The organism is Gilvibacter sp. CC01, from assembly GCF_055755295.1.
Genome location: NZ_CM146909.1, coordinates 523,398 through 545,491 on the forward strand (window position 1 = coordinate 523,398; position 22,094 = coordinate 545,491).

The following is a 22,094-nucleotide window of genomic DNA, read 5'->3' on the forward strand; positions in this document are numbered from 1 at the left end:
CAATGGTAGGCTGTGGCGGGTGAATCGATTATTTTTAAACTATGAACGCGAATTATCTGCAAACACCTATCGCCTATCTTAAGGGCATAGGCCCCAATCGGGCCGATCTGCTGCGTTCTGAACTCGCTATACACACCTATCAAGATCTATTACACTTATTTCCACGTAAATACATAGATCGTACCCAGTACTTAAAGATCAGTGACTTGCGCGACACTGGCGCAGAAGTGCAAGTTATTGGCATGATAACCCATCTAAAAACGATTCAACAGCAAAAAGGCAATCGACTCGAAGCGACCTTTGAAGACGAAACCGGAAGCTTGAAAATGGTATGGTTTCGAGGACAAAAGTGGATAAAGGAACGACTCAAGCTTGGAAAAAAATATGTCGCCTTTGGCCGGATCAATAAATTTCAACAGCAGTTTTCCATGCCGCATCCAGAGTTGGAATTACAATCTGAACACGAAAAAAAGCTCCGTTCGGGCATGCAGGCGGTTTATCCATCGACCGAAAAATTGGTGGCAAAAGGGGTGACAAATCGAGCCGTAATTAGCATGGTTGAACAGCTCTTTTTAGGAGCCAAAAATGAGTTCCAAGAAAGCCTTCCAAAAGCCCTTTTAGAACAGCTCAAATTACCCACCAAAAAACAGGCTCTTTTTGCAGTTCATTTTCCCAGGAATCAGACCGTCTTGGCTGCGGCACAATACCGCTTAAAATTCGAGGAATTATTCTACATACAACTGCAACTTATTCGCAAGAATTTTCAACGCAAACAAAAAATTAAAGGTTATCCATTCACTCGAGTAGGGGAATATTTCAACACCTTCTTCAACGAACATTTACCCTTTGAATTGACCGACGCGCAAAAACGAGTGATCAAAGAAATTCGCAACGATTTGGGGAGCAATGCCCAAATGAACCGACTTTTGCAAGGAGATGTGGGTTCAGGAAAGACCATAGTTGCGTTCATGTCAATGTTAATAGGGCTTGACAACGGTTTTCAGGCTTGTTTAATGGCGCCGACTGAAATTTTGTCAGTTCAACACTACAATGGATTATTACCGTGGTGTAAAAAATTGAATATCAGTGTTTATATACTTACAGGATCAACCAATGCTTCAACTAGAAGAGAAATTCACGAAAAACTCGAAAATGGCGAATTGGACCTTTTAATTGGCACTCATGCACTCTTAGAAAAGAAGGTTGTTTTTAAGAATTTAGGCTTAGCAGTTATAGACGAGCAACATCGTTTTGGAGTGGCACAACGCGCGCAACTTTGGAAAAAGAATGAGCGCCCTCCACACATTTTGGTGATGACCGCAACTCCAATTCCGAGAACTTTAGCCATGAGTCTTTACGGCGATCTGGACCTCTCTGTGATAGACGAATTACCCCCTGGAAGAAAGCCTGTAAAAACCGTCCTGAGAAGCGATGCAAATCGGCTTAAAATGTTTGCCTTTTTAAAGGACCAAATCAGGCTCGGTAGACAGGTCTATATTGTGTACCCATTGATACAAGAAAGCGAGGCTTTAGACTACAAAGATTTGATGGATGGTTACGAGTCTATTTCACGCTCCTTCCCTATGCCGGAATTTCAGATCTCCATAGTTCACGGAAAGATGAAACCAGCCGACAAGGATTACGAAATGGAACGCTTTGTAAAAGGAGAAACTCAAATCATGGTGGCCACCACTGTAATAGAAGTTGGTGTAAATGTTCCTAACGCTTCCGTTATGGTCATTGAAAGTGCAGAGCGCTTTGGACTTTCTCAGTTGCATCAGTTGCGCGGCCGAGTAGGTCGCGGTGCCGACCAGTCCTTTTGTATACTCATGACAGGAAAAAAGGTGTCTAAGGAAGCTAAAACCCGTTTAGAGACCATGTGTGCAACCAATGACGGCTTCGAGATTTCCGAAGTTGACCTCAAGCTACGCGGACCTGGAGATCTTATGGGAACTCAACAAAGCGGGGTTTTAAACCTTCGCATTGCCGATGTGGTAAGAGATCGCGACATATTGAGTTTGGCTCGCAGTTACGCTATTGCCCTGCTCAAAAAGGATCCGAACCTAGAGCATCCGCAGAACGAAGCAGTAAGGCGCACCTATATCGAATTGGCTAAATACGGCAACATCTGGAATTTTATTTCGTAAATTCTTTATTCTGCCTCCAGATCGGCCAAGAATGCCTCGAAGGAAGTGACAAACTCAGTGTATTTATTGCCAGTGGCAGGACCATTGAACCCGGTGTGTATTTTGCGTACAGCACCCTTTTTATCGACCACTATGGTGGTGGGGTAACTCAATACCGCATTCAACATGGGAAGTTTTTCGCTAGCCTCACTTTTAGAATTGGTACCGTATTGCGCCAATACTATCGGATACTCCAAGCCCATACGTTCCTTAAGCCTCTCTATGGCCTTAAAAGCTGGTTCCGGGGTCGTGGAATAGTCTATAGCCAATGCTATGAATTCTACTTCAGATTCTGGATTGCGAGCTATATAATCTGCAAAATATTTGGTCTCGTCCAAGCAATTAGGACACCAGGTCCCCATAAGTTGCACAACGACAACCTTGTCCTTGAACTGCGGATCGTCTAAGGTCCATGTCTTACCATCAGCATCGGGGAAAGCAAAATTAAACCGCTCATAACCGGGCTTTAAAAAGGTCAAGGAATCTGGGTCAGCCAGTTCAAAACCAGGATCAAGCTTACCATTAAAAGCCGCTTTGTAATGATTCCCGCTGTAAAACATGCCTCCGTTTAAAGTACTGTCGGTCACTTTCGCAGTGAACAAAAATGCGTGGGCTCCATCAAAGGTGGAGAGTTTCAAGGAATCTCCATCGACCACACCCTCTAAATAACGATAGTCTCCAGTTTCTGTGCGAATAGTTCCAGTCAGGTCACTGCCTTGCTGGTCAAACACACCTTGCGCCGGATAGGAATTGCCGTCATTCTCTGTAAATTCGATCTTCCAAGTACCGCCAAGTTGCACTTGTGCAGGATCCACTTCTTTAAAGCGTTGACTATTACCATAGGCCATAGAAAAAGGAATGGATCTATCCATATTGGCAATGACAAAATCACCTTCAACATTATTCTCGTTTGTAAATACACCTTGGAATTCACCAGCGAATACCGGATGTTTTATAAGTACAGAATCGCCATTTTGAACAATATCCGTAATTGCGATCCGTTCTTCAGCATTGCGAATAACAGCAGTACCATCGGCCTTGATCTCTAGGTTAAATGGAAGCAACATCTTGTCCTGTAGTTCCATATTAACGCGCCAATCTCCAGTTTTAAGTGTTGGAGCCTCATCAGCACAGGAAAATAAAAGCAAGGCAAGGAATGACAGTAATAGCAATCTCATCTGAAAGGATTTATAAAGACTTGGTCGAAAGATGTAAAAGTACTTACAAAATTCAATCTTGTGATGTCGCTCTGGAGTTTAATGCGAAAAATCCGCAGCAATCCCCGAAAACGCTATGACTTCATCTGGTAAATGCTATCTTTGCAGCTTAAATAGCGCATAGGGGCATGAAGATATCTTACAACTGGCTAAAACAGTTTATAAACATCGATTGGGATCCTGAAAAAACAGGAGCATTACTTACAGATCTCGGCTTGGAGATAGAAGGTATAGAGCGTTTTGAATCTGTACCCGGAGGCCTTGAAGGTGTGGTAGTAGGACATGTTTTGGAATGCGGACAGCATCCGAACGCCGACCGCTTAAAAATAACCAAAGTTGACATAGGTGCTGACGAACCGGTACAGATAGTATGTGGTGCACCCAATGTGGACAAAGGGCAAAAAGTACCTGTAGCAACGGTAGGTACAACTTTATATGATGCCGAGGGCAAGCCTTGGAAGATCAAAAAGGGAAAGATTCGCGGAGAAGTGAGCATGGGAATGATCTGCGCCGAAGACGAACTCGGACTTGGAGATTCTCACGACGGTATCATGGTCTTAGATGCAGCTCTCACTGCAGGAACTCCTATGAATACAGTAGTTGATGTAGAAATTGACCACGTATTCGAAATTGGTCTTACCCCTAACCGCGCGGACGCGATGAGTCATTGGGGAACCGCTCGCGACTTAAGAGCAGGACTTTTACAGCAAGAGGTGAATATAGAATTGATCACTCCTTCTAACACCAATTTTAGAGTGGACAACAGATCTAATAAGATCGATGTCAAAGTGGCCAATAACGACCTGGCTCCTCGTTACTGCGGAGTCACCATTAGCGGCCTTAAAGTTGGACCCTCCCCCAAATGGTTACAAAACCGCTTAAAGGCTATTGGGCTAACTCCTAAGAACAATGTGGTAGATATCACCAACTATGTCTTGCACGACCTTGGGCAACCCCTACACGCCTTTGACGCTGCCAAGATCAATGGAGCAACTGTAGAGGTTAAAACACTAAAAGCAGGCACCAAGTTCACTACCCTAGATGGAGAAGAGCGCAGCTTACACCAAGATGATCTGATGATCTGCGATGCAGAGAAGCCTATGTGTATTGCGGGTGTTTTTGGCGGATTGGACAGTGGAGTGACCGAGCAGACCACGGCGATATTTCTGGAATCGGCCTATTTTGATCCTGTGAGTATTCGCAAGACCGCAAAGCGCCACGGACTCAATACCGACGCCTCTTTCCGCTTTGAGCGTGGTATAGACCCTAACATAACGGAATACGCCTTGATGCGCGCTGCAATTTTAATCAAAGAATTGGCGGGTGGTGAGATCACTAGTGATGTGGTGGATATCTATCCGAAGAAAATAGAAGATCACCAAGTAGTATTGAACTTTGACAATGCTACACGCCTTATCGGGCAAGAGATCCCCAGGGAGACCATTAAAGCCATTCTTACGTCTTTAGACATTAAGATCAACAACGTCACCGAAACTGGCATAGGAATGACCATCCCTGCTTACCGCAACGATGTGACTCGCGAGGCGGATGTAGTTGAGGAAGTGTTGCGCGTTTACGGTTATAACAATATTGATTTTGGAAAGAAGCTGAATGCCTCTATCTCAGAGACCAAACGCATCGAAGATTATAGAATTCAGAATCTTACAGCCAACCAACTGACCGCAATTGGATTCAATGAAATGTTGGCAAACTCTTTGACCAAGCCAGATTATACAAACTTGACCGCAACCTTGGACGAATCCAACAATGTGGCTATGCTGAATCCGTTGAGCAACGATCTGTCTGTACTAAGACAGTCCATGTTATTCACTACCCTGGAGGCTGTTGCTTACAATAAGAATCGCAAGGCCAGCAGTATAAAATTGTTCGAGTTTGGAAAGACTTATCATCAGGAAGGCAAAGATCTTATAGAACACAAGCATTTGGCTATCATTGCAGAAGGCAGCGTTTATCCGGACCACTGGACACACAACGGAGCCACCGAGATAGATTTCTTTTATATAAAAGGAGTTGTAAGCGGTATTTTGGAGCGACTCGGCCTAACCGATTACAACGAGCAACCCAATGCTACCGATGTGTTCTCAGAAGGGATCAGCCTTAAAATGGGTGAAACCGAATTGGTGAGCCTAGGGGTTGTACATCCAAAGATCGTAGGTCATTTCGCGATCAATAGCCCTGTTTTCTATGCGGATTTCAACTGGGACGCTGTTCTACAGACCTTGTCAACCAAAGAGATTCTCTTTAAGGCCATTTCTAAATACCCTGAGGTAAAACGCGATTTTGCACTCCTATTGGACGAGGGAGTTAGCTTTGAAGCCTTGCACGCCACTGCTTTTGCTACGGAGAGCAAGCTGCTTAAGGAGGTACAACTCTTTGACGTTTACACTGGAAAGTCTTTACCTAAGGGTAAGAAATCTTATGCCTTGAGTTTTACTTTAGCAGATGAGAACAAAACCCTTACAGACAAGCAGATCGATAAGATCATGAGTCGTTTGCAGCAGGCCTTTGAGTCCAAGTTCGAGGCGCAATTACGCTAAGCGATTTATTCTTTGATCAATTTATTCAAAAGCACTTGCCCACTTGTGGTCGTTATGCGTACAAAGTAAGTACCTGCCGACCAATTAGCGGTGTTGATCTGTAGTGCGGAATCGTCATTAAGATTGCTTTGATATAATTGTTGCCCCAGGGTATTGAATATTTGCACTTGTGCGCCGAGTCCCTCAGGAATTTCCAAATTAAAGTCGCTTCGTGCAGGATTGGGGTAGAGACTGATTCCTTTTAGTCTGAATTCATCTGTGTGTAAAGGATCACAGGAAGGATCAGTACCGGGGATTTCATTAAAGATGCCCGCATCGATACTCCAATTCAGCCACTCACCTCCACTAGCTGTTTGCCAATCATTGAGATCGAAAGTGTTTTCACCCGTTTCCGTGCCTTTGACCTTGTAGGCGTATAAGGCCGCTCCATCTCTATACCAAGTGATCGGTCCACCAGGGCCTATAACTTCTGGCCCAGGCACCTCCAAGTTACAATTGGAATGTATGAAATAGACATTGTCATCGAAAGTTGGGTACTCCCCAAACACTCGCGCTATTCCATCCGGAGCAATACAAACGGCGGCAAACTCGTCGCAGGCAATTCCTCGAGCATTCACTCCCATGTCAACCATGGCCCGCGCCAAGAACACACTGTGCCTGGCACGTCTATCCGGATCGTCATAGTGTGTGTCTGTGATCACCCCTGTTAAATAGTCAATGTCTAAAAATGGAGCTCCACTTAAAGTAATATTAGGATGATAGGGATTCGTTGTGGCTTGGTCTGAGGTAACTGTTCCGTTTTCTGCAGTAAAATAAATACTTCCCATAATAGCCATTCCAGCGCTAATACCACCAACAACGGCGCTTCGCTCTGAGATAGCATCGTTTATTCCTGTAGCGACACCTGTGCCTCGCCAGTAGGAAACATAATCCCACTGATCTCCCCCTGCAAACCAAATCGCTTCTGCCTGCTGTATCTTATTCAAAATATAGGGTTCACTTGCGGCAGTCCAATCATTAAAAACAATGGTCTCGACAGAATTCACAGTAACGCCCAACTCGCTGTACATATAATCGTTGTAGCCATCGGAGCCACTGGCACGCAAGACCAATACATCTCCGCCATTGGCGCGCTGCAAGAACCAGATCATTGCTTGATCGTTCTCGCCAGCTCCACCCATTAGCACAAAACCGCCTTCTGGGTTTACTTCTGTATCTGTTGGGTTTCCTGTAACATATGAGGTATAATTAGTCTGCGCCCCGACTTGAAAAGCCGTAAGCAAAAAGACTAATATGCAGAGCTGCTTAGAGTTCATCTGCAATTAAAAAAGCGTCCACTAAGTGTATAAATCCTTGTTTGTGGTAATAATTGGTCGCAGTTACCGTAGCCGCTGGGGCATTCGGAATCTGCAAACGTATATTTCCGCCTTGACTTTTAAATTCAGGATCTACATCTGCAGGAGATCTGAAATAAGCTGCTCCGGCATTTTGCTCCAAATTGCGTTGTAGACTGTTTTGGTCAACCCTTCCTATAATAATATGACGCAGCAAGGCTTTTTTTAGCTGCTCGGAATTGGCAGGTTTTAAAAGGGCCTCCAAAGCCTTTTCATCGTATTGCGCAAAGGCCGCATCAGTGGGAAGAAATACGGTGCACATACCAAGCTTATCAATAGTTTCTTGCGCATTGGTGAGCTCAAAGATGGTAGTGAGTATTTTAAATTGCTCGGTGCCCTTGATATTCTCATAGATGCTTTTAGTTGGAAAAATAGTGTCATTCCCTATGAGTTGATATGACTTAGAGGCAACACCGGCTTTGTAATCTTGAGCTTGTAATGGGCTTAAGATCAAAAGGAAACAAAGTGTAAAAAACAGATTCTTCATAGCTAGGATATTTATGCTAAGATATCAAATAAGCCGGGCTTTCAAAGACCGAGGATGTTAAGGCTGGTAAAGAATTGTTAATTTTTACCAGAAGAATTTGTTTGAATTAAAAAAAGGTTTCAACTTTGCAAAAGCATATCGAAACAATGAATAATACACAGTTACATCATCACCATGCGCATTCTGGCCTTCAGGCGAGCTAGTATGGTATTGATTACTGTTTAAATCCATATAACCCGTCTGAGCAATCAGACGGGTATTTTTTTTCCCGCATTTTGCTCGGACACTATTAAACGAAAATGAGCAGATTAAAAATTGCAATTCAAAAGAGCGGGAGACTTCACGACAAATCCATCGAATTACTCAAGGACTGTGGTATTTCCGTTCAAAATGGAAAGGATCAATTAAAGGTTACTGTAGCAAACTTTCCCCTAGACATCCTCTACCTCCGCAACTCGGATATTCCGCAATATCTGGAAGATGGAGTGGCAGATATAGCCATAGTTGGGGAAAATCTCTTGATAGAAAAACAGAAGAACGCCTCTGTAATTAGGCCATTGGGATTCTCGAAATGTAGGGTGTCGCTCGCTGTTCCAAAAGCGGTAACAACTGACGAACTCAGCTATTTTAACGGCAAGAAGATCGCCACCTCTTACCCGAACACCTTAAATAAATTCTTAAGCGACAATGGGATCGAGGCAGACATTCACCAAATCGCTGGTTCTGTTGAGATCGCTCCAAACATTGGCCTGGCAGATGGTATTTGCGATATTGTAAGTTCTGGTAGTACCTTGTTTAAAAACGGGTTGCGAGAGACCCAGGTCATATTAAGATCTGAAGCAGTTCTTGCCAAAGGCCCAAACCTATCTGAAGAAAAGCAAGCCATACTGGACAAACTTTGCTTTAGAGTAAACGCAGTATTGCGCGGCAAAGCTTCTAAATATGTACTGATGAATGTACCCAATAATAAGATAGCCGCCGTGTCTGCCTTGCTGCCAGTACTGAAAAGCCCCACGGTCTTGCCCTTGGCAGAAGAAGGTTGGAGTTCCCTGCACACTGTGATCGATGAATCTCAATTTTGGGATGTAATAGAAGAGCTTAAACTCGCAGGTGCAGAAGACATACTCGTTGTACCAATTGATAAAATTGTACGCTGATGGAAGTTTATATCAATCCGCCGAAATCGCGCTGGGACTATCTCTGTAAACGCCCAGTCTTAGACACATCGAGCTTAAATAAAACGGTAGTCGATATAATGAATGCCGTAAAAAGCGAAGGCGACGCCCAATTGTTGGCTTATGCAGAAAAGTTCGATAAGATAAAGCTTAGCAGTATTATTGCAACTGTCGCCGAGATAGACCGCCAAGCCGATCAAGTAGCCCAGTCCTTAAAAGATGCTATACAAGTTGCTGCCGCAAACATTGAAAAATTCCATAAAGCACAGCGCCTAACGCCAGAAAAAGTAACTACCTCTCCTGGAGTTGTTTGCTGGCGCAAACAATTGCCCATACAAAAAGTAGGGCTCTATGTCCCCGGGGGAACTGCTCCCTTGTTCTCAAGTTTGCTGATGCTAGCGATCCCAGCAAAACTAGGAGGATGTGAGACCATTGTTATCTGCACTCCGCCTAACCAGGACGGCAGTATTGCTCCAGAAGTTGCTTATTGCTGTAAACTTTTAGGACTCGATGCAATTTTTAAAGTAGGAGGTGCACAGGCCATTGCTGCCATGAGCTTTGGGACAGCTTCTATTCCTAAGGTCGATAAGATATTTGGACCTGGCAACCAGTTTGTGACCCGAGCCAAAGAAATGAGCCTGAACTACGGACTGGCTATAGATATGCCTGCAGGACCTAGCGAAGTTTTGGTTATTGCAGATAAGCAATCCAATTCAGAGTTTGTAGCGGCAGACCTTTTGTCGCAAGCGGAACACGGTATAGACAGTCAAGTGATCTTGTTGGGAGACGATCTCACTAAAATAGGCGAGATCATGGTCTTGGTAAACAAGGAAGTGGAGAAACTGCCCCGAGCAGCCATGGCCAAAGAAGCCTTAAAGAACAGTAAAGCTGTTGTGTTTGATGAGCTGCAGACCTGTATGGACTTTAGCAACACTTATGCCCCAGAGCACTTGATCTTGGCTGTGCAAAACCCAGAATCTTGGGCAGAAGCGGTTAAGGTGGCGGGCTCTGTGTTTTTGGGTAACTACACTCCAGAAAGCGCTGGTGACTATGCCTCAGGAACCAATCACACTTTACCGACCAACGGATTTGCGCGACAGTACAGCGGGGTGTCTTTAAACAGCTTTGTCAACTATGTGACCTTTCAACAAATCGATAAGGACGGAATCCAGAATTTAGGCCCCGTTATCGAAACAATGGCAGAAGCAGAAGGCTTACAAGCCCACAAAGATGCCGTAAGTGTAAGATTAAAAGCAATTGCAGATGGATACTAATTCCCTAATAAGACCTAGTTTAAGGGATCTTAAACCTTATTCTAGTGCTCGCGACGAATACACCGGTAAAGAGGGAATTTTCTTAGATGCCAATGAAAACCCTTACGGCAATTTAAACCGATATCCTGATCCGTATCAGAGAGAACTCAAGTCAGCGTTAGCACAATTGAGAAATGTAACTAGTGAGCAAGTATTTATTGGCAACGGCAGTGACGAGGTGATCGATCTGTGTTTCCGCCTTTTTTGCGAGCCGGGTAAGGACAAGGTTTTACAGTTTAGCCCAACCTATGGCATGTACAAGGTCTCTGCCGCTATTAACGATGTCGAAGTTCTAGATTGCCCGTTGGATGCCTCTTTCGAAATCGATCTGACCAAGGCATTACAGCTCATAGAACAGCAACAACCTAAGTTGATCTTTGTGTGTTCGCCCAACAACCCGACTGGAAATCTTTTTAGCTTGGAAACTATAAAGGCCTTGGCCGCAGCTAGTCAAGGTGTGGTCATTGTAGATGAAGCCTATATAGACTTTGCGAATGCGCCTAGCGCTGTAAGATTGATAGATACCATTGACAATCTGATCGTCTCACAAACCTTTAGTAAGGCTTGGGGACTTGCCGCGGCTCGCGTGGGAATCGCCTATGGCAATGCAAAGCTGATAACTTGGCTCAGCAATATCAAACCACCTTATAATGTAAGCGAGCTCAATCAAAAAGCGGCATTAGATGCATTGGCTGATAAAGCCGGATTTGAGCAACGCAAACGTGCCATCTTGGAAGAAAAACAGCGTCTTATAAGCTTTTTCAAAGCCTTACCCCTGGTGGAAAAAGTATATCCTAGCGAAACCAATTTTATTCTTATCAAACTGCCGGACGCAACGGGCTGGTACGAGCGACTTATCGGCCAACAAATAATAACGCGCAACAGAAGTTCTGTGATCGCTGATTCGCTGCGCATCACAGTTGGAACACCAACAGAAAACGATATTCTCATCAACGCATTTAAAGCATGAACAAGAAAGTATTATTTATAGATAGAGATGGCACCTTGGTCATTGAACCTCCTGTAGACTATCAATTGGACAGTTTGGAAAAGCTAGAGTTCTACCCTGGCGTGTTTCAATGGTTGGCTAAGATAAATCAAGAGTTAGATTACACTTTGGTCATGGTTACCAATCAAGACGGTTTAGGAACAGCCTCTTTCCCAGAAGAGACATTTTGGCCAGCCCACAATAAGGTGATGCAAGCCTTTTCTAATGAGGGCATAGAATTCTATAAAGTTCATATTGACCCTACCCTGCCAGAAGAGAAGGCACCTACACGTAAACCAGGAACCGGCATGCTTGTAGAATATATCCACGGAAACTACGATCTGGAGAAATCATTTGTGATAGGCGATAGAGTCTCAGATATTGAACTAGCTAAGAATTTGGGGAGTCAAGGTATTTTGATCGCTGCGGAGCCTAATAAGGACGCGGCCCTCACAACTACAAGCTGGGAAGATATTTACCGCTTTTTAAAAGGGCAAGACCGCAAAGCCGTGGTAGCCAGAAATACTTCGGAGACACAGATCAATATCGCCCTAAACCTAGACGGGAAAGGACAAAGCAATATCAACACTGGGCTTGGGTTTTACGACCATATGTTAGAACAGATAGCCAAACACGGCGGGTTTGACCTAGAGATCGCTGTTAAAGGCGACCTCCACATAGACGAGCACCACACCATAGAAGATACGGCCTTGGCTTTGGGAACCGTATTTAAAGAAGCTTTAGGAAGTAAAAAAGGAGTAATGCGCTATGGCTTTTTACTACCGATGGATGATGCCTTGGCACAAGTGGCCGTAGATTTTGGTGGTCGCCCTTGGTTGGAATGGGAGGCGAATTTTGAACGTGAAAAAGTTGGCGACTTGCCTACGGAGATGTTCTTCCACTTCTTTAAATCCTTTAGTGATAAGGCGCAATGCAACCTGAACATCAAAGCAGAAGGCGATAACGAACACCACAAAATAGAAGCAATTTTTAAAGGTTTTGCCCGAGCGCTGCGGATGGCTGTTGCCAGAAGCGGGTCTAACGACATTCCAAGCACAAAAGGAAGTTTATGATAGCGATAGTAAAATACAATGCTGGTAATATTAGATCTGTGGAGAACGCGCTCAAACGGCTCAATGCAGCTTGCGTGATAAGTGATGACCCAGCTGTGCTCGAATCGGCAGATAAGTTGATCCTACCAGGAGTTGGAGAGGCTTCCTCTGCTATGGCCTATTTAAAACAAAAGGGCTTAGATACTGTTATTAAGCAACGAACTAAACCAACTTTGGGGATCTGTTTAGGGCTACAGCTGTTCTGTTCGTATTCAGAAGAAGGTAACACGCCCTGTCTAGGCATCTTTGACGAACAAGTCAAGAAGTTTCCGCCCAGGTACAAGGTGCCACATATGGGGTGGAATGAAATAATAGATCTGAAAGGTCCTCTATTCAATGAAGTTAAAACCAACAGTGACCTTTACTTTGTACATAGCTATTATGCGGAGGTTGGCCCAGATACTGTGGCGGCTTGCGATTATATTCAACCGTTTTCTGCAGCCCTGGCTAGAGACAATTTCTACGCCACGCAATTTCACCCAGAAAAATCCGCAGCTGTCGGAGAACAAATCTTATCTAACTTTTTAAAGCTCAATGTCTAATGCGTATCATACCAGCTATAGACCTAATTGACGGTAAATGTGTGCGACTGACCCAAGGTGATTACAACCAAAAGACCGTGTATAACGAAGACCCATATGAGGTCGCAAAGATGTTTCAAGACTACGGCATTAGGTATCTGCATTTAGTAGACCTAGACGGGGCAAAAAGCAAGCAAATTGTAAATCACAAAGTTTTAGAACGCTTATCCACAAAGACCGAACTCCAGATCGATTTTGGTGGAGGTATTAAATCTGATGAAGACATTCGCATTGCCTTTGAAAGTGGTGCTAAACAGGTAACAGGAGGCAGCATTGCAGTGTCTAAGCCAGAACTTTTCAGTTCTTGGTTGGGACGCTACGGAGCACAGAAGATTATTTTGGGAGCCGATTGTAAGGACCGAAAGATCGCAACCCACGGATGGCAACATGCCTCCAGTTTGGATGTGAATGATTTTCTTGTCGACTACTTAAGCAAAGGCGCACAATATGTAATCTGTACAGATATTGCCAAAGACGGCATGCTACAAGGTCCAAGTTTTGACTTATACCGAGAGCTCTTAGCACTAGACGGCATTAAGCTTATTGCCAGCGGCGGTGTTACCACGCTAGATGAAGTAGTGCAATTGCGAGAACTGGGCTGTGAAGGGGCTATAATCGGCAAGGCGATCTACGAAGGAACCATTAAACTTAAAGACTTGGAAGCCCTATGCTAAAGAAACGAATCATTCCTTGTCTGGACATTAAAAACGGACGCACGGTCAAAGGGGTCAATTTTGTAGACATCCGAGATGCGGGTGACCCAGTAGCACTGGCCAGACAGTATGCCGACCAGGGTGCCGACGAACTGGTATTCTTAGATATTACTGCTACCATAGAAGCTCGAGAAACCTTGATCTCTTTGGTAGAAGCTATCGCAGCCAACATAAACATTCCTTTTACTGTTGGAGGAGGTATAACAACCGTAGCACAAGCTAAGGCCTTGATAAGAGCTGGGGCTGATAAGATCAGTGTCAACTCCGCAGCAGTTAAGCGTCCGGAGCTGGTTGAGGAGCTAGCTGCGGAATTTGGCTCTCAATGTGTGGTGGTAGCCGTAGACACTAAGTGTAAAGATGATCAGTGGACGGTATTCGTCAGTGGCGGACGCACCCCAACAGGTATTGACACTCTGGCTTGGGTTGAAAAAATGGAAACCTTAGGGGCTGGCGAGATCTTATTGACCTCTATGAACAACGACGGCACCAAGGCTGGCTTTGCCTTAGATATAACCTCCGCAGTGGCAGAGAAGGTACAAATTCCGGTGATCGCCTCTGGAGGTGCGGGTACCATAGCTCACTTTGAGACCCTTTTTAAGAAAACAACCGCGAGTGCAGGACTGGCTGCTAGTATTTTTCACTACGGTGAGATCCCAGTGCCCCAATTAAAATCAGCATTAAAAGATAAAAACATCCCAATAAGATGAATCCGAATTTTGAAAAATCCGCCGATGGTCTGCTCCCAGCGGTGATCCAAGACAGCAATACCAAACAGGTCCTTATGCTGGGCTATATGAATGAGCAGGCCTACCAGAAGACCTTGGCAGAGAATCACATTACTTTTTACAGCCGATCCAAAGGGCGTCTATGGACCAAAGGAGAAAGCTCTGAGAATTACCTTGAGCTAAAAGAACATTATTTGGACTGCGATCAGGATGCGCTTTTGTTTTTGTGTGAGCCTACCGGCCCCACTTGTCATAAAGGAACCCAAAGTTGCTTTGCCAATGACAGTGCACAAGGCTTTCTAGGGCAGTTGGAGGCGACAATAGCCCAAAAGATAGCCAGCGACGAAGTTGATTCTTATACCCGCTCTTTAGCGCAAAGAGGAATCAATAAAGTGGCGCAAAAAGTAGGTGAAGAAGCAGTAGAATTGGTCATTGAAGCCAAAGACGATAATGCCGAGCTTTTTAAGAATGAGGCCGCAGATCTACTCTATCACCTCCTTATTCTGTTGAACGTTAAAGGGTATTCTATAGCAGATATTGAGGATATCCTTAAACAACGTTCTAAAAAATAGACTTTAACAACACAGCTATTTGGAATGTAGCATTTTAGCGTGTAACTTTGAGTAAAAATTGGGTATGAGCTAAGCTAAAAAGGAATCACCTTCTACCCACCTAAATTCAGCATTCCTTTGGCAAACGCTTCTAAGTGCAGCACAATTTTTGAATGATTCAGTACACGAATTTGAAAAATTTTGATCGGATGAGATTGAGCACGAACATAGAGCGCGAGTTAAACCGCAGAAGAGCAAAAAACAGCGCTGAAGTATCTATACTAGACCAGATTCAACAGGTCTTGGATTCCAATGAAGAGCAGCGACAAGACATACATACACGTCTTAGAAGCAGGTCAAAAACAACCGCTAATGCCTTTAAGCTAAACGCATTAGAGACTGCTAAGATCTACCATATAGACACTATCAAGTCGATCTGTGTGGATTATCGCCTGCGCTTTTTAGATGCAGCCTTGTTTAAAAGCGAATTCCCAGAAGAGGCCATTAGTAAGATCAGAGCCTTAGAAGAAGAGCACGACACCAGCCTGAGTGGCTTTAAAATGATGGCACCTTCTAAACTCTTCAAGTTAGAGAATGCAGACGATCCACTACTCTTTGCACCGATCGGCAATGGCTATTATTACCTTATTCACAAATGGGGAAATGACCTGAGTGGCCTTAGACGTCTTTTGGTATGGCCGGTAAAGAATTTCGATAATATGGTGTTTAGCATTTTTGTAACGAGCATCTTATTGACTGCGATCTCACCCATGGGAGTATTTACCAACAAAGAAGTAGGCATGACAGAATACGTCATGTTGTTCCTGTTTATGTTCAAGGCGGTGGCCGCCATTGTTTTATATTACGGATTCGCCGCAGGAAAGAACTTCAATACGGCTATTTGGAATTCTAAGTATTACAACGCCTAAGCGTTAACCGCATACATTTTTTGTCGCAACTCTTTGATCTTCGGATCACTCATGTACTCATCAAATGTAGTATACCGATCTATAACCCCGTTAGGCGTTAATTCGATCACGCGATTACCTACTGTTTGCGCAAATTCGTGATCATGTGTGGTGAACAATACGATTCCTTTAAAGTTCTTGAGCGAATTGTTAAAGGCGGTGATCGACTCCAGATCCAAGTGGTTGGTCGGTTCATCGAGCATAACAACGTTAGCCCGTAGCATCATCATACGACTAAGCATACAACGCACCTTTTCTCCTCCAGAAAGTACGTCTGAGTTCTTCAAGGCCTCTTCGCCGCTAAAAAGCATCTTTCCTAAGAAACCGCGAATGTAAACCTCTTCACGCTCCTCTTCTGTAGTTGCCCATTGACGCAGCCAATCTACCAAGGATACCTTTTCTTGAAAATAAGAGTCATTGTCTGCCGGCAAATAACTTTGGGTAGTGGTGACTCCCCATTGGTACTTCCCGCTATCAGCCTCTTTTTCTCCGTTAATGATCTGATAGAAAGCAGTGGTCGCTCTAGAATCTTTAGCGTAAACCACTACCTTATCGCCTTTGGCTAGGTTTAGATCTAACTTTGTGAATAAGGTCTCTCCATCTAAGGAGGCCGACAGATTCTCAATATTCAAAATCTGATCTCCCGCTTCGCGCTCACGCTCAAAGATGATCGCAGGATAACGGCGACTAGACGGTTTGATATCTTCTATATTCAGCTTATCGATCATCTTTTTACGAGAAGTTGCTTGTTTGGACTTGGCCACGTTGGCACTAAAACGCGCGATAAACTCTTGTAGCTCTTTCTTTTTCTCTTCGGCCTTTTTGTTTTGCTGCGCACGTTGACGTGCTGCCAATTGACTGGATTCGTACCAGAAGGTATAGTTTCCGGAATAGTGGTTGATCTTCCCAAAATCGATATCACTGATATGGGTACAAACAGCATCTAAGAAGTGACGGTCGTGGGATACTACGATAACGCAGTTGTCGTAATTGGCCAAAAAGTGCTCCAACCAAGAAATGGTCTCATAGTCCAAGTCGTTGGTAGGCTCATCCATGATCAGCACATCTGGATTTCCAAAAAGTGCCTGTGCTAAAAGCACACGAACTTTGAGTTTGCCATCCATATCCGCCATAGGTGTGTAGTGGAATTCTTCCTTAATACCTAAATTAGAAAGCAAGGCGGCTGCATCGCTGTCTGCGTTCCATCCGTTCATCTCTTCAAAGATCACTTGCAACTCCCCAACACGCTCTCCATCTGCATCGTTAAAGTCTGGCTTGGCATAGATCTGGTCCATCTCCATTTTAACTTCGTAAAGCGGCTTGTTTCCCATGATCACTGTTTCAAGTACAGTATGCTCATCAAAGACGTTGTGATTCTGCTCCAATACAGACATGCGTTTACCAGGTTCCAGATGTACGTGTCCAGAAGTAGGATCCATCTTTCCAGATAAAATCTTTAAAAAAGTAGATTTTCCGGCCCCGTTTGCACCGATGATTCCGTAACAGTTCCCATTAACAAAAGTGGTATTCACTTCATCAAAAAGCACACGTTTACCAAATTGAACTGATAGATTAGATACTGAAAGCATAATTCATGTCTTAAAATGCGCCGCAAAAATAGGCATAAATGCGGGCTTTATAAAGGTTTTATAAGCCAATTATTTTAACGAGCGCTTAACACTAAGCTCAGGGCGGAGCGCTTATTTTTGTAAGGATTCTTTATGGAGCGCATGTTTAAAAAATACTTGTTTCCCTTAAGTGTGTTACTCCCCTTGTTTTTTGGGGCTTGTAAGAGCGATAAACTACAAGAAATAAACACATGGTTTGGTGGTGAAATTATCAACCCCTCAGAAGATTTTGTCCTTTTGGCTAAAAATTCTCGCGTGGTCGACACTATCTTCTTAGATAAGGACAACTTTTTCCGATATAAATTCGATAGTCTTGTTCCAGGTCTCTACAGTTTTATCCACAAGGAATATCAGCTGGTATACATAGAACCTGGAGACAGCATAATGCTGCGCGTTAACACTTTGGACTTCGACGAATCTTTAGCCTACTCCGGTACTGGCGCAGCAAAGAACAACTATCTGATAGAAATGTTCTTGCACAACGAAGAAGAGCAAAAGCTTATGCCGAGCTATTATCAGAAAAGCCCAGAAGCTTTTAGTGCCTCTTTAGACAGCATGCGTAATATTCGTCTAAAAATCTTGAATCGATTCCAAGAAAAACACGAGACCTCCACAGGCTTTAACGAGGTTGCTCAAGCCAGTATTGACTTCGATTACTATTCAAAAAAGGAACTCTATCCCTTTGCCCATTACGGCAGTAACCATTTAGAGAATATGAACTCCTTGCCAGAGAATTTTTACGCCTTTAGAAGCGGTGTGAATTACGGCGATGAGCACTTATACACCTATTATCCGTATTACAGATATATTTCGTCTTTTCTAGATAATGTGAGCTACACCACTTATATGAATCGGGCAAAGTTTGACAGAACATCTCCCTTACACACCAAGGCGAAGCTGAAACTCATAGACAGTGTAATAACACACGATTCCTTAAAGAACAACCTGTTGTACGCCACCACGCGTCGCTACCTAATCAATTCTAAAGATCAAGACAGCAGCGAGGAGATCTTTGATTTGTTCATGCAAAAGAACAGCAGCAAGGCGCAGCATAAAGAAATGAAATTGTTGCATCAAGCCTGTGATAAGATGATCCCTGGTAACCCACTGCCGAATCAGATGGTAGTTACCACAGACAATACCATAAAGGACCTACACAGTCTCATAAACCGACCTACGGTGCTTTTCTTCTGGTCTGCTGGTTCGTCTAACCACAACAAGCGCATTCACAAAAAGGCAGCAGAGATGAAAGCCAAATACCCAGAATTTGATTTTGTGGGTATCAGCGTAGATCAAAACCATGAGAAATGGCTCAAGACCATGGCGCTGCGCACTTTTAACGAAAAGACCGAATACCGATTCAACGACGCGGTTCAGGCAGAACGCGAGTTGGTTCTCAATTCTCCGAACAAAGCGATCATAGTTGACTCGCGAGGTCGTATCATTGAGAACAACACCAATATCTTTGGCAGTTCTTTTGAAGTGCAATTACTCGGTTATCTCAACCGAGTCCCATAAACCTTCGCTTAGTTTCCTTTGCGGTAATCTGCGAGGAATTTCTCTAAACCGATATCCGTTAGCGGATGATTCAACAGACCTTCGATAGATTTTAAAGGCCCTGTCATTACATCGGCACCAATTTTAGCACAGTCTATAACGTGCATGGTGTGTCGTACTGAAGCGGCAAGGATCTGTGTCTGAAATCCGTAGTTGTCATAGATCAAGCGGATCTCATTGATAAGATTTAAACCGTCCGTAGAAATATCGTCCAAACGACCGATAAAAGGAGAGACATATGTAGCTCCTGCCTTAGCAGCCAAAAGAGCTTGTCCAGCAGAGAATACCAAGGTACAATTGGTACGGATACCGTTGTCGCTAAAGTATTTGATGGCTTTCACACCGTCTTTGATCATAGGAACTTTAACCACGATCTGCTCGTGCAAAGCCGCTAATGCCTTTCCTTCTGCGATCATATCCTCGTACTTGGTCGAGATCACCTCCGCAGAAACATCTCCGTCTACAATATTACAAATGTCTACATAGTGTTGGCGGATATTATCTTGTCCGGTAATGCCCTCTTTGGCCATTAGTGATGGGTTGGTGGTAACCCCGTCAAGAATTCCCAATTCTTGGGCTTCACGGATCTGATCAAGGTTGGCGGTATCGATAAAAAATTTCATAAAGTTCCAGATGTGTGATTATGGATACAAAAATAAGCAAGCTCGAAAAGCCAACGCGCCATCCGCAGTAAAAATTATTTACTAAAACTGTTAATAACTGCTAGAGCTTGTAGTGCTTTCTGAGCATAGACTCATACCAAGTATCTGGCAGCAGTCTTTTAAGTACGATAGACAGTCGCTGCAAGGGCGCCCCTACACGGTAGTGTACCTTAACTTTTTTCTTTTGAATAAGCCGATGCACGAAATTGGCCATGGCTGCAGGATCCTCACCGGCGTCTACATGCTCGTTCATCAGGTCTAAAGACACCTTGTAATTGTTGTAGTAGGCAGAATCTTCTTTTAGCGGAGCGTGATAGCGACCGGCAGCGATATTGGTTGCAAAGTCTCCGGGTGCAACCGTTGTAAAAGAAATACCAAACTCACGCGCTTCCATACGCAAGGTCTCCGTAACAATTCCAAGGGCGGCTTTACTGGCGGAGTAAATTCCGCGATAAGGCAAGCCCATATAACCTGCTATAGAAGTAATATTAATTATGCGGCCATGCCCTGCTTTGCGCATGGCTGGCATTACCGCCTTTATCACGCGGATAGGACCGTAAAAGTTGGTGTCGAATGCTTTGTTGATCTCGGCATCTGGAGTTTCCTCTATGGGACCTGTTATCCCCACACCTGCATTGTTTACCAAAACATCGATGCGACCCTTTTCTGCCAATACCCAGGCAACGGCTTCTGTTATGCTCTGCGGATCGTTAACATCTAAAGGAATTAAAGGGAAAGGAGAGTCTGTGATCTTTGACGGATTACGACTTGTACCGTAAACGACCATGCCCTTTTGGTGTAGTAGCTCGCCAATGGCTCTGCCAATACCTGATGATGCTCCCGTTATAAAAACTACCTTACTCATAGAACTGCTATGGGCCAAAAATAGCAAATGCAAAATCCTTGACCAAAGGGCAAAAAAAATGGCAAGCTACCTACATCACACCGCTACGACCGTCTACCCTTGCTGTGTTCCCACCCTGGGGGATTCAACAGGAGCTGGTTGTGTAGGACTTGCCGCTGCAAAGATACGCTCATTCTTAATATTTGCAATGAATTTTAAGTTGAATTTAAAATCTCTTTGCCTTGATTTTAGCGCAAAATGGATAACTTGCCAAAAAATTTGGGATGAACTATTTCAAGACGCTTTTCCTACCGATTTCAATAGCCTTATTCTTAGGTTCTTGTGCAGAACCAAACCTTAAAGACGAGCACGGCTTTAACCTGAACTTCTCAGAGGACAAAGCTACCATGAAAGCTGATGCGACCATGGAAGTGAGTCTATACAATGCAAATAATAAACAAGTAGACTCCGTTGCTTACTTTATAGACGATGTGCGTTTTGCAGCTGCTGCGGATGGCAATGCGAGCATTCGCATTGCAGATGGAAAGGTCGGACAAAGAACCATTTTGGCTCGTATTTACAGTGGTGAAGATCGTTTTGTGACCCAAAAGAATATTACAGTCTTGGCTGCCAAGGCTCCTAAAGCCTATAGCTACGAGATCTTAGAGACCTATCCACACGACACTAAAGCCTTTACACAAGGAATTGAATTTGTTGGCGATACCTTATACGAGAGCACCGGACAATACGGAGAAAGCACTCTGCGCAAGGTCGATTACAAAAGCGGTACGGTGGTTAACTCCGTAGCACTACCTGGTAATCAATTTGGAGAGGGACTCACTATTAAAGACAACAAGATCCTCCAGCTGACCTGGCAGCGTGGTATTGGCCTGATCTACGACCTAGACAGTATGGAGAAGCTCGATTTCTTCAATTACGGCGATAGCAGACAAGGTTGGGGTCTTTGCAACGATGGAAAGAAGATCTACAAGAGCGACGGCTCTTCCAGGATCTGGATCCTGGATCCAGAAACCTTGATAGAAGAAGATTATATCGAGGTATACACCCACAGCGCCAAGATCGACAATATCAACGAACTGGAATTTGTAGACGGAAAGATCTACGCCAATGTGTGGCAGCGAGATGCTATTGCCATAATCAATCCAGCTACTGGAGCCGTAGAAGGTGTGATCAACACCCGTACCCTTAAAGATCAGGTGGCACAGGCCAGCGAAGACAATGTACTAAACGGTATAGCATATAAAGGCGAGCCTAATACACTCTATTTGACCGGTAAACGCTGGGAAAAACTCTTTAAAGTGGCTATTGCAGAAGTGCAATAATCCATTTCCCTCATTGAAAAGGGCCGTTCCCTAGTTCTGCATTTTTATTCTGATGGATTTTGAGGTGATTTGAGTAACACTTAAATCAACCT

19 protein-coding genes and 1 other RNA gene are annotated in these 22,094 nt (G+C 44.1%); 13 read left to right on the top strand and 7 right to left on the bottom strand.

Going from position 1 to position 22,094, the window contains the following annotated elements; all coding sequences use genetic code 11:
- Window positions 1-41: 41 nt before the first annotated feature.
- A complete protein-coding gene (gene recG / locus AC0J2F_RS02470) occupies window positions 42-2,147 on the top strand; it encodes an ATP-dependent DNA helicase RecG (RefSeq protein WP_473008526.1) in 2,106 nt (701 codons plus the stop codon).
- Window positions 2,148-2,152: 5 nt separating this feature from the next.
- Here the strand turns inward: recG and AC0J2F_RS02475 are convergent, their stop codons facing one another.
- Window positions 2,153-3,364 (bottom strand): peroxiredoxin family protein, encoded by a 1,212-nt coding sequence (locus AC0J2F_RS02475; protein ID WP_473008528.1) that lies wholly within the window; start codon window positions 3,362-3,364, stop codon window positions 2,153-2,155.
- A gap of 167 nt (window positions 3,365-3,531) precedes the next feature.
- Here AC0J2F_RS02475 and pheT point away from each other — a divergent pair, with 167 nt between their 5' ends.
- Entirely contained in the window at window positions 3,532-5,961 is a 2,430-nt protein-coding gene (pheT, locus tag AC0J2F_RS02480; protein WP_473008529.1) for a phenylalanine--tRNA ligase subunit beta, read from the top strand.
- Window positions 5,962-5,966: 5 nt separating this feature from the next.
- On the opposite strand, the gene AC0J2F_RS02485 is transcribed toward pheT, so the two are convergent.
- Both AC0J2F_RS02485 and AC0J2F_RS02490 read right to left on the bottom strand, forming a co-directional pair.
- Window positions 5,967-7,277 carry a T9SS type A sorting domain-containing protein gene (locus AC0J2F_RS02485; RefSeq protein ID WP_473008530.1) on the bottom strand — a complete coding sequence of 437 codons (1,311 nt, stop codon included), beginning with the start codon at window positions 7,275-7,277 and terminating at the stop codon, window positions 5,967-5,969.
- Window positions 7,267-7,842 (bottom strand): fasciclin domain-containing protein, encoded by a 576-nt coding sequence (locus AC0J2F_RS02490; RefSeq protein ID WP_473008532.1) that lies wholly within the window; start codon window positions 7,840-7,842, stop codon window positions 7,267-7,269. The genes AC0J2F_RS02485 and AC0J2F_RS02490 overlap by 11 nt, the downstream gene beginning before the upstream one ends.
- Window positions 7,843-8,141: 299 nt before the next feature.
- On the opposite strand from AC0J2F_RS02490, the gene hisG reads away from it, so the two are divergent.
- The 9 genes from hisG to AC0J2F_RS02535 all read left to right on the top strand — a co-directional run bounded on the left by hisG (window position 8,142) and on the right by AC0J2F_RS02535 (window position 15,929).
- Window positions 8,142-8,999, top strand: a complete 858-nt coding sequence (gene hisG, locus AC0J2F_RS02495) for an ATP phosphoribosyltransferase (protein WP_473008534.1) — start codon at window positions 8,142-8,144, stop codon at window positions 8,997-8,999.
- Window positions 8,999-10,291: a histidinol dehydrogenase gene (hisD, locus tag AC0J2F_RS02500; RefSeq protein WP_473008535.1), complete on the top strand. Its 1,293-nt coding sequence runs from the start codon at window positions 8,999-9,001 to the stop codon at window positions 10,289-10,291. Before hisG ends, hisD begins: the two co-directional genes overlap by 1 nt.
- Window positions 10,281-11,300, top strand: coding sequence for a histidinol-phosphate transaminase (gene hisC / locus AC0J2F_RS02505; protein ID WP_473008536.1), 1,020 nt, complete (start codon window positions 10,281-10,283; stop codon window positions 11,298-11,300). The genes hisD and hisC overlap by 11 nt, the downstream gene beginning before the upstream one ends.
- Window positions 11,297-12,391: a bifunctional histidinol-phosphatase/imidazoleglycerol-phosphate dehydratase HisB gene (gene hisB, locus AC0J2F_RS02510; RefSeq protein ID WP_473008537.1), complete on the top strand. Its 1,095-nt coding sequence runs from the start codon at window positions 11,297-11,299 to the stop codon at window positions 12,389-12,391. The genes hisC and hisB overlap by 4 nt, the downstream gene beginning before the upstream one ends.
- Window positions 12,388-12,972: an imidazole glycerol phosphate synthase subunit HisH gene (hisH, locus tag AC0J2F_RS02515; RefSeq protein ID WP_473008539.1), complete on the top strand. Its 585-nt coding sequence runs from the start codon at window positions 12,388-12,390 to the stop codon at window positions 12,970-12,972. Before hisB ends, hisH begins: the two co-directional genes overlap by 4 nt.
- Entirely contained in the window at window positions 12,972-13,685 is a 714-nt protein-coding gene (gene hisA / locus AC0J2F_RS02520; protein WP_374958994.1) for a 1-(5-phosphoribosyl)-5-[(5-phosphoribosylamino)methylideneamino]imidazole-4-carboxamide isomerase, read from the top strand. Before hisH ends, hisA begins: the two co-directional genes overlap by 1 nt.
- Window positions 13,679-14,431: an imidazole glycerol phosphate synthase subunit HisF gene (gene hisF, locus AC0J2F_RS02525; protein WP_374957249.1), complete on the top strand. Its 753-nt coding sequence runs from the start codon at window positions 13,679-13,681 to the stop codon at window positions 14,429-14,431. Before hisA ends, hisF begins: the two co-directional genes overlap by 7 nt.
- Window positions 14,428-15,021, top strand: coding sequence for a bifunctional phosphoribosyl-AMP cyclohydrolase/phosphoribosyl-ATP diphosphatase HisIE (gene hisIE, locus AC0J2F_RS02530; RefSeq protein WP_473008540.1), 594 nt, complete (start codon window positions 14,428-14,430; stop codon window positions 15,019-15,021). Before hisF ends, hisIE begins: the two co-directional genes overlap by 4 nt.
- A gap of 188 nt (window positions 15,022-15,209) precedes the next feature.
- Window positions 15,210-15,929 (top strand): hypothetical protein, encoded by a 720-nt coding sequence (locus AC0J2F_RS02535; RefSeq protein ID WP_473008541.1) that lies wholly within the window; start codon window positions 15,210-15,212, stop codon window positions 15,927-15,929.
- Here the strand turns inward: AC0J2F_RS02535 and AC0J2F_RS02540 are convergent.
- Window positions 15,926-17,557: an ABC-F family ATP-binding cassette domain-containing protein gene (locus AC0J2F_RS02540; RefSeq protein ID WP_473008543.1), complete on the bottom strand. Its 1,632-nt coding sequence runs from the start codon at window positions 17,555-17,557 to the stop codon at window positions 15,926-15,928. The two genes, AC0J2F_RS02535 and AC0J2F_RS02540, sit on opposite strands and share 4 nt — an antisense overlap.
- Window positions 17,558-17,689: 132 nt before the next feature.
- Between AC0J2F_RS02540 and AC0J2F_RS02545 the strand changes: the two genes are divergently transcribed.
- Entirely contained in the window at window positions 17,690-19,114 is a 1,425-nt protein-coding gene (locus AC0J2F_RS02545; protein WP_473008545.1) for a TlpA family protein disulfide reductase, read from the top strand.
- Window positions 19,115-19,122: 8 nt separating this feature from the next.
- Here AC0J2F_RS02545 and fsa read toward each other — a convergent pair whose 3' ends face one another.
- The 3 genes from fsa to ffs all read right to left on the bottom strand — a co-directional run bounded on the left by fsa (window position 19,123) and on the right by ffs (window position 20,835).
- Entirely contained in the window at window positions 19,123-19,776 is a 654-nt protein-coding gene (gene fsa, locus AC0J2F_RS02550; RefSeq protein WP_087524952.1) for a fructose-6-phosphate aldolase, read from the bottom strand.
- Window positions 19,777-19,876: 100 nt separating this feature from the next.
- Entirely contained in the window at window positions 19,877-20,680 is an 804-nt protein-coding gene (locus AC0J2F_RS02555) for an SDR family oxidoreductase (protein WP_473008546.1), read from the bottom strand.
- Between the two features lie 56 nt (window positions 20,681-20,736).
- Window positions 20,737-20,835, bottom strand: an RNA gene (ffs, locus tag AC0J2F_RS02560) — signal recognition particle sRNA small type.
- A 108-nt stretch (window positions 20,836-20,943) separates the two neighbouring features.
- Between ffs and AC0J2F_RS02565 the strand changes: the two genes are divergently transcribed.
- The gene (locus tag AC0J2F_RS02565; RefSeq protein WP_473008548.1) at window positions 20,944-22,002 is read left to right on the top strand and encodes a glutaminyl-peptide cyclotransferase; all 1,059 of its coding nucleotides are present in this window, start codon (window positions 20,944-20,946) and stop codon (window positions 22,000-22,002) included.
- Window positions 22,003-22,094 lie beyond the last annotated feature (92 nt).

Coding starts and splice junctions, on each gene's coding strand:
- recG (WP_473008526.1), top strand. CDS start 42: ATGAACGCGAATTATCTGCAAACACCTATCGCCTATCTTAAGGGCATA.
- AC0J2F_RS02475 (WP_473008528.1), bottom strand. CDS start 3,364: ATGAGATTGCTATTACTGTCATTCCTTGCCTTGCTTTTATTTTCCTGT.
- pheT (WP_473008529.1), top strand. CDS start 3,532: ATGAAGATATCTTACAACTGGCTAAAACAGTTTATAAACATCGATTGG.
- AC0J2F_RS02485 (WP_473008530.1), bottom strand. CDS start 7,277: ATGAACTCTAAGCAGCTCTGCATATTAGTCTTTTTGCTTACGGCTTTT.
- AC0J2F_RS02490 (WP_473008532.1), bottom strand. CDS start 7,842: ATGAAGAATCTGTTTTTTACACTTTGTTTCCTTTTGATCTTAAGCCCA.
- hisG (WP_473008534.1), top strand. CDS start 8,142: ATGAGCAGATTAAAAATTGCAATTCAAAAGAGCGGGAGACTTCACGAC.
- hisD (WP_473008535.1), top strand. CDS start 8,999: ATGGAAGTTTATATCAATCCGCCGAAATCGCGCTGGGACTATCTCTGT.
- hisC (WP_473008536.1), top strand. CDS start 10,281: ATGGATACTAATTCCCTAATAAGACCTAGTTTAAGGGATCTTAAACCT.
- hisB (WP_473008537.1), top strand. CDS start 11,297: ATGAACAAGAAAGTATTATTTATAGATAGAGATGGCACCTTGGTCATT.
- hisH (WP_473008539.1), top strand. CDS start 12,388: ATGATAGCGATAGTAAAATACAATGCTGGTAATATTAGATCTGTGGAG.
- hisA (WP_374958994.1), top strand. CDS start 12,972: ATGCGTATCATACCAGCTATAGACCTAATTGACGGTAAATGTGTGCGA.
- hisF (WP_374957249.1), top strand. CDS start 13,679: ATGCTAAAGAAACGAATCATTCCTTGTCTGGACATTAAAAACGGACGC.
- hisIE (WP_473008540.1), top strand. CDS start 14,428: ATGAATCCGAATTTTGAAAAATCCGCCGATGGTCTGCTCCCAGCGGTG.
- AC0J2F_RS02535 (WP_473008541.1), top strand. CDS start 15,210: ATGAGATTGAGCACGAACATAGAGCGCGAGTTAAACCGCAGAAGAGCA.
- AC0J2F_RS02540 (WP_473008543.1), bottom strand. CDS start 17,557: ATGCTTTCAGTATCTAATCTATCAGTTCAATTTGGTAAACGTGTGCTT.
- AC0J2F_RS02545 (WP_473008545.1), top strand. CDS start 17,690: ATGGAGCGCATGTTTAAAAAATACTTGTTTCCCTTAAGTGTGTTACTC.
- fsa (WP_087524952.1), bottom strand. CDS start 19,776: ATGAAATTTTTTATCGATACCGCCAACCTTGATCAGATCCGTGAAGCC.
- AC0J2F_RS02555 (WP_473008546.1), bottom strand. CDS start 20,680: ATGAGTAAGGTAGTTTTTATAACGGGAGCATCATCAGGTATTGGCAGA.
- AC0J2F_RS02565 (WP_473008548.1), top strand. CDS start 20,944: ATGAACTATTTCAAGACGCTTTTCCTACCGATTTCAATAGCCTTATTC.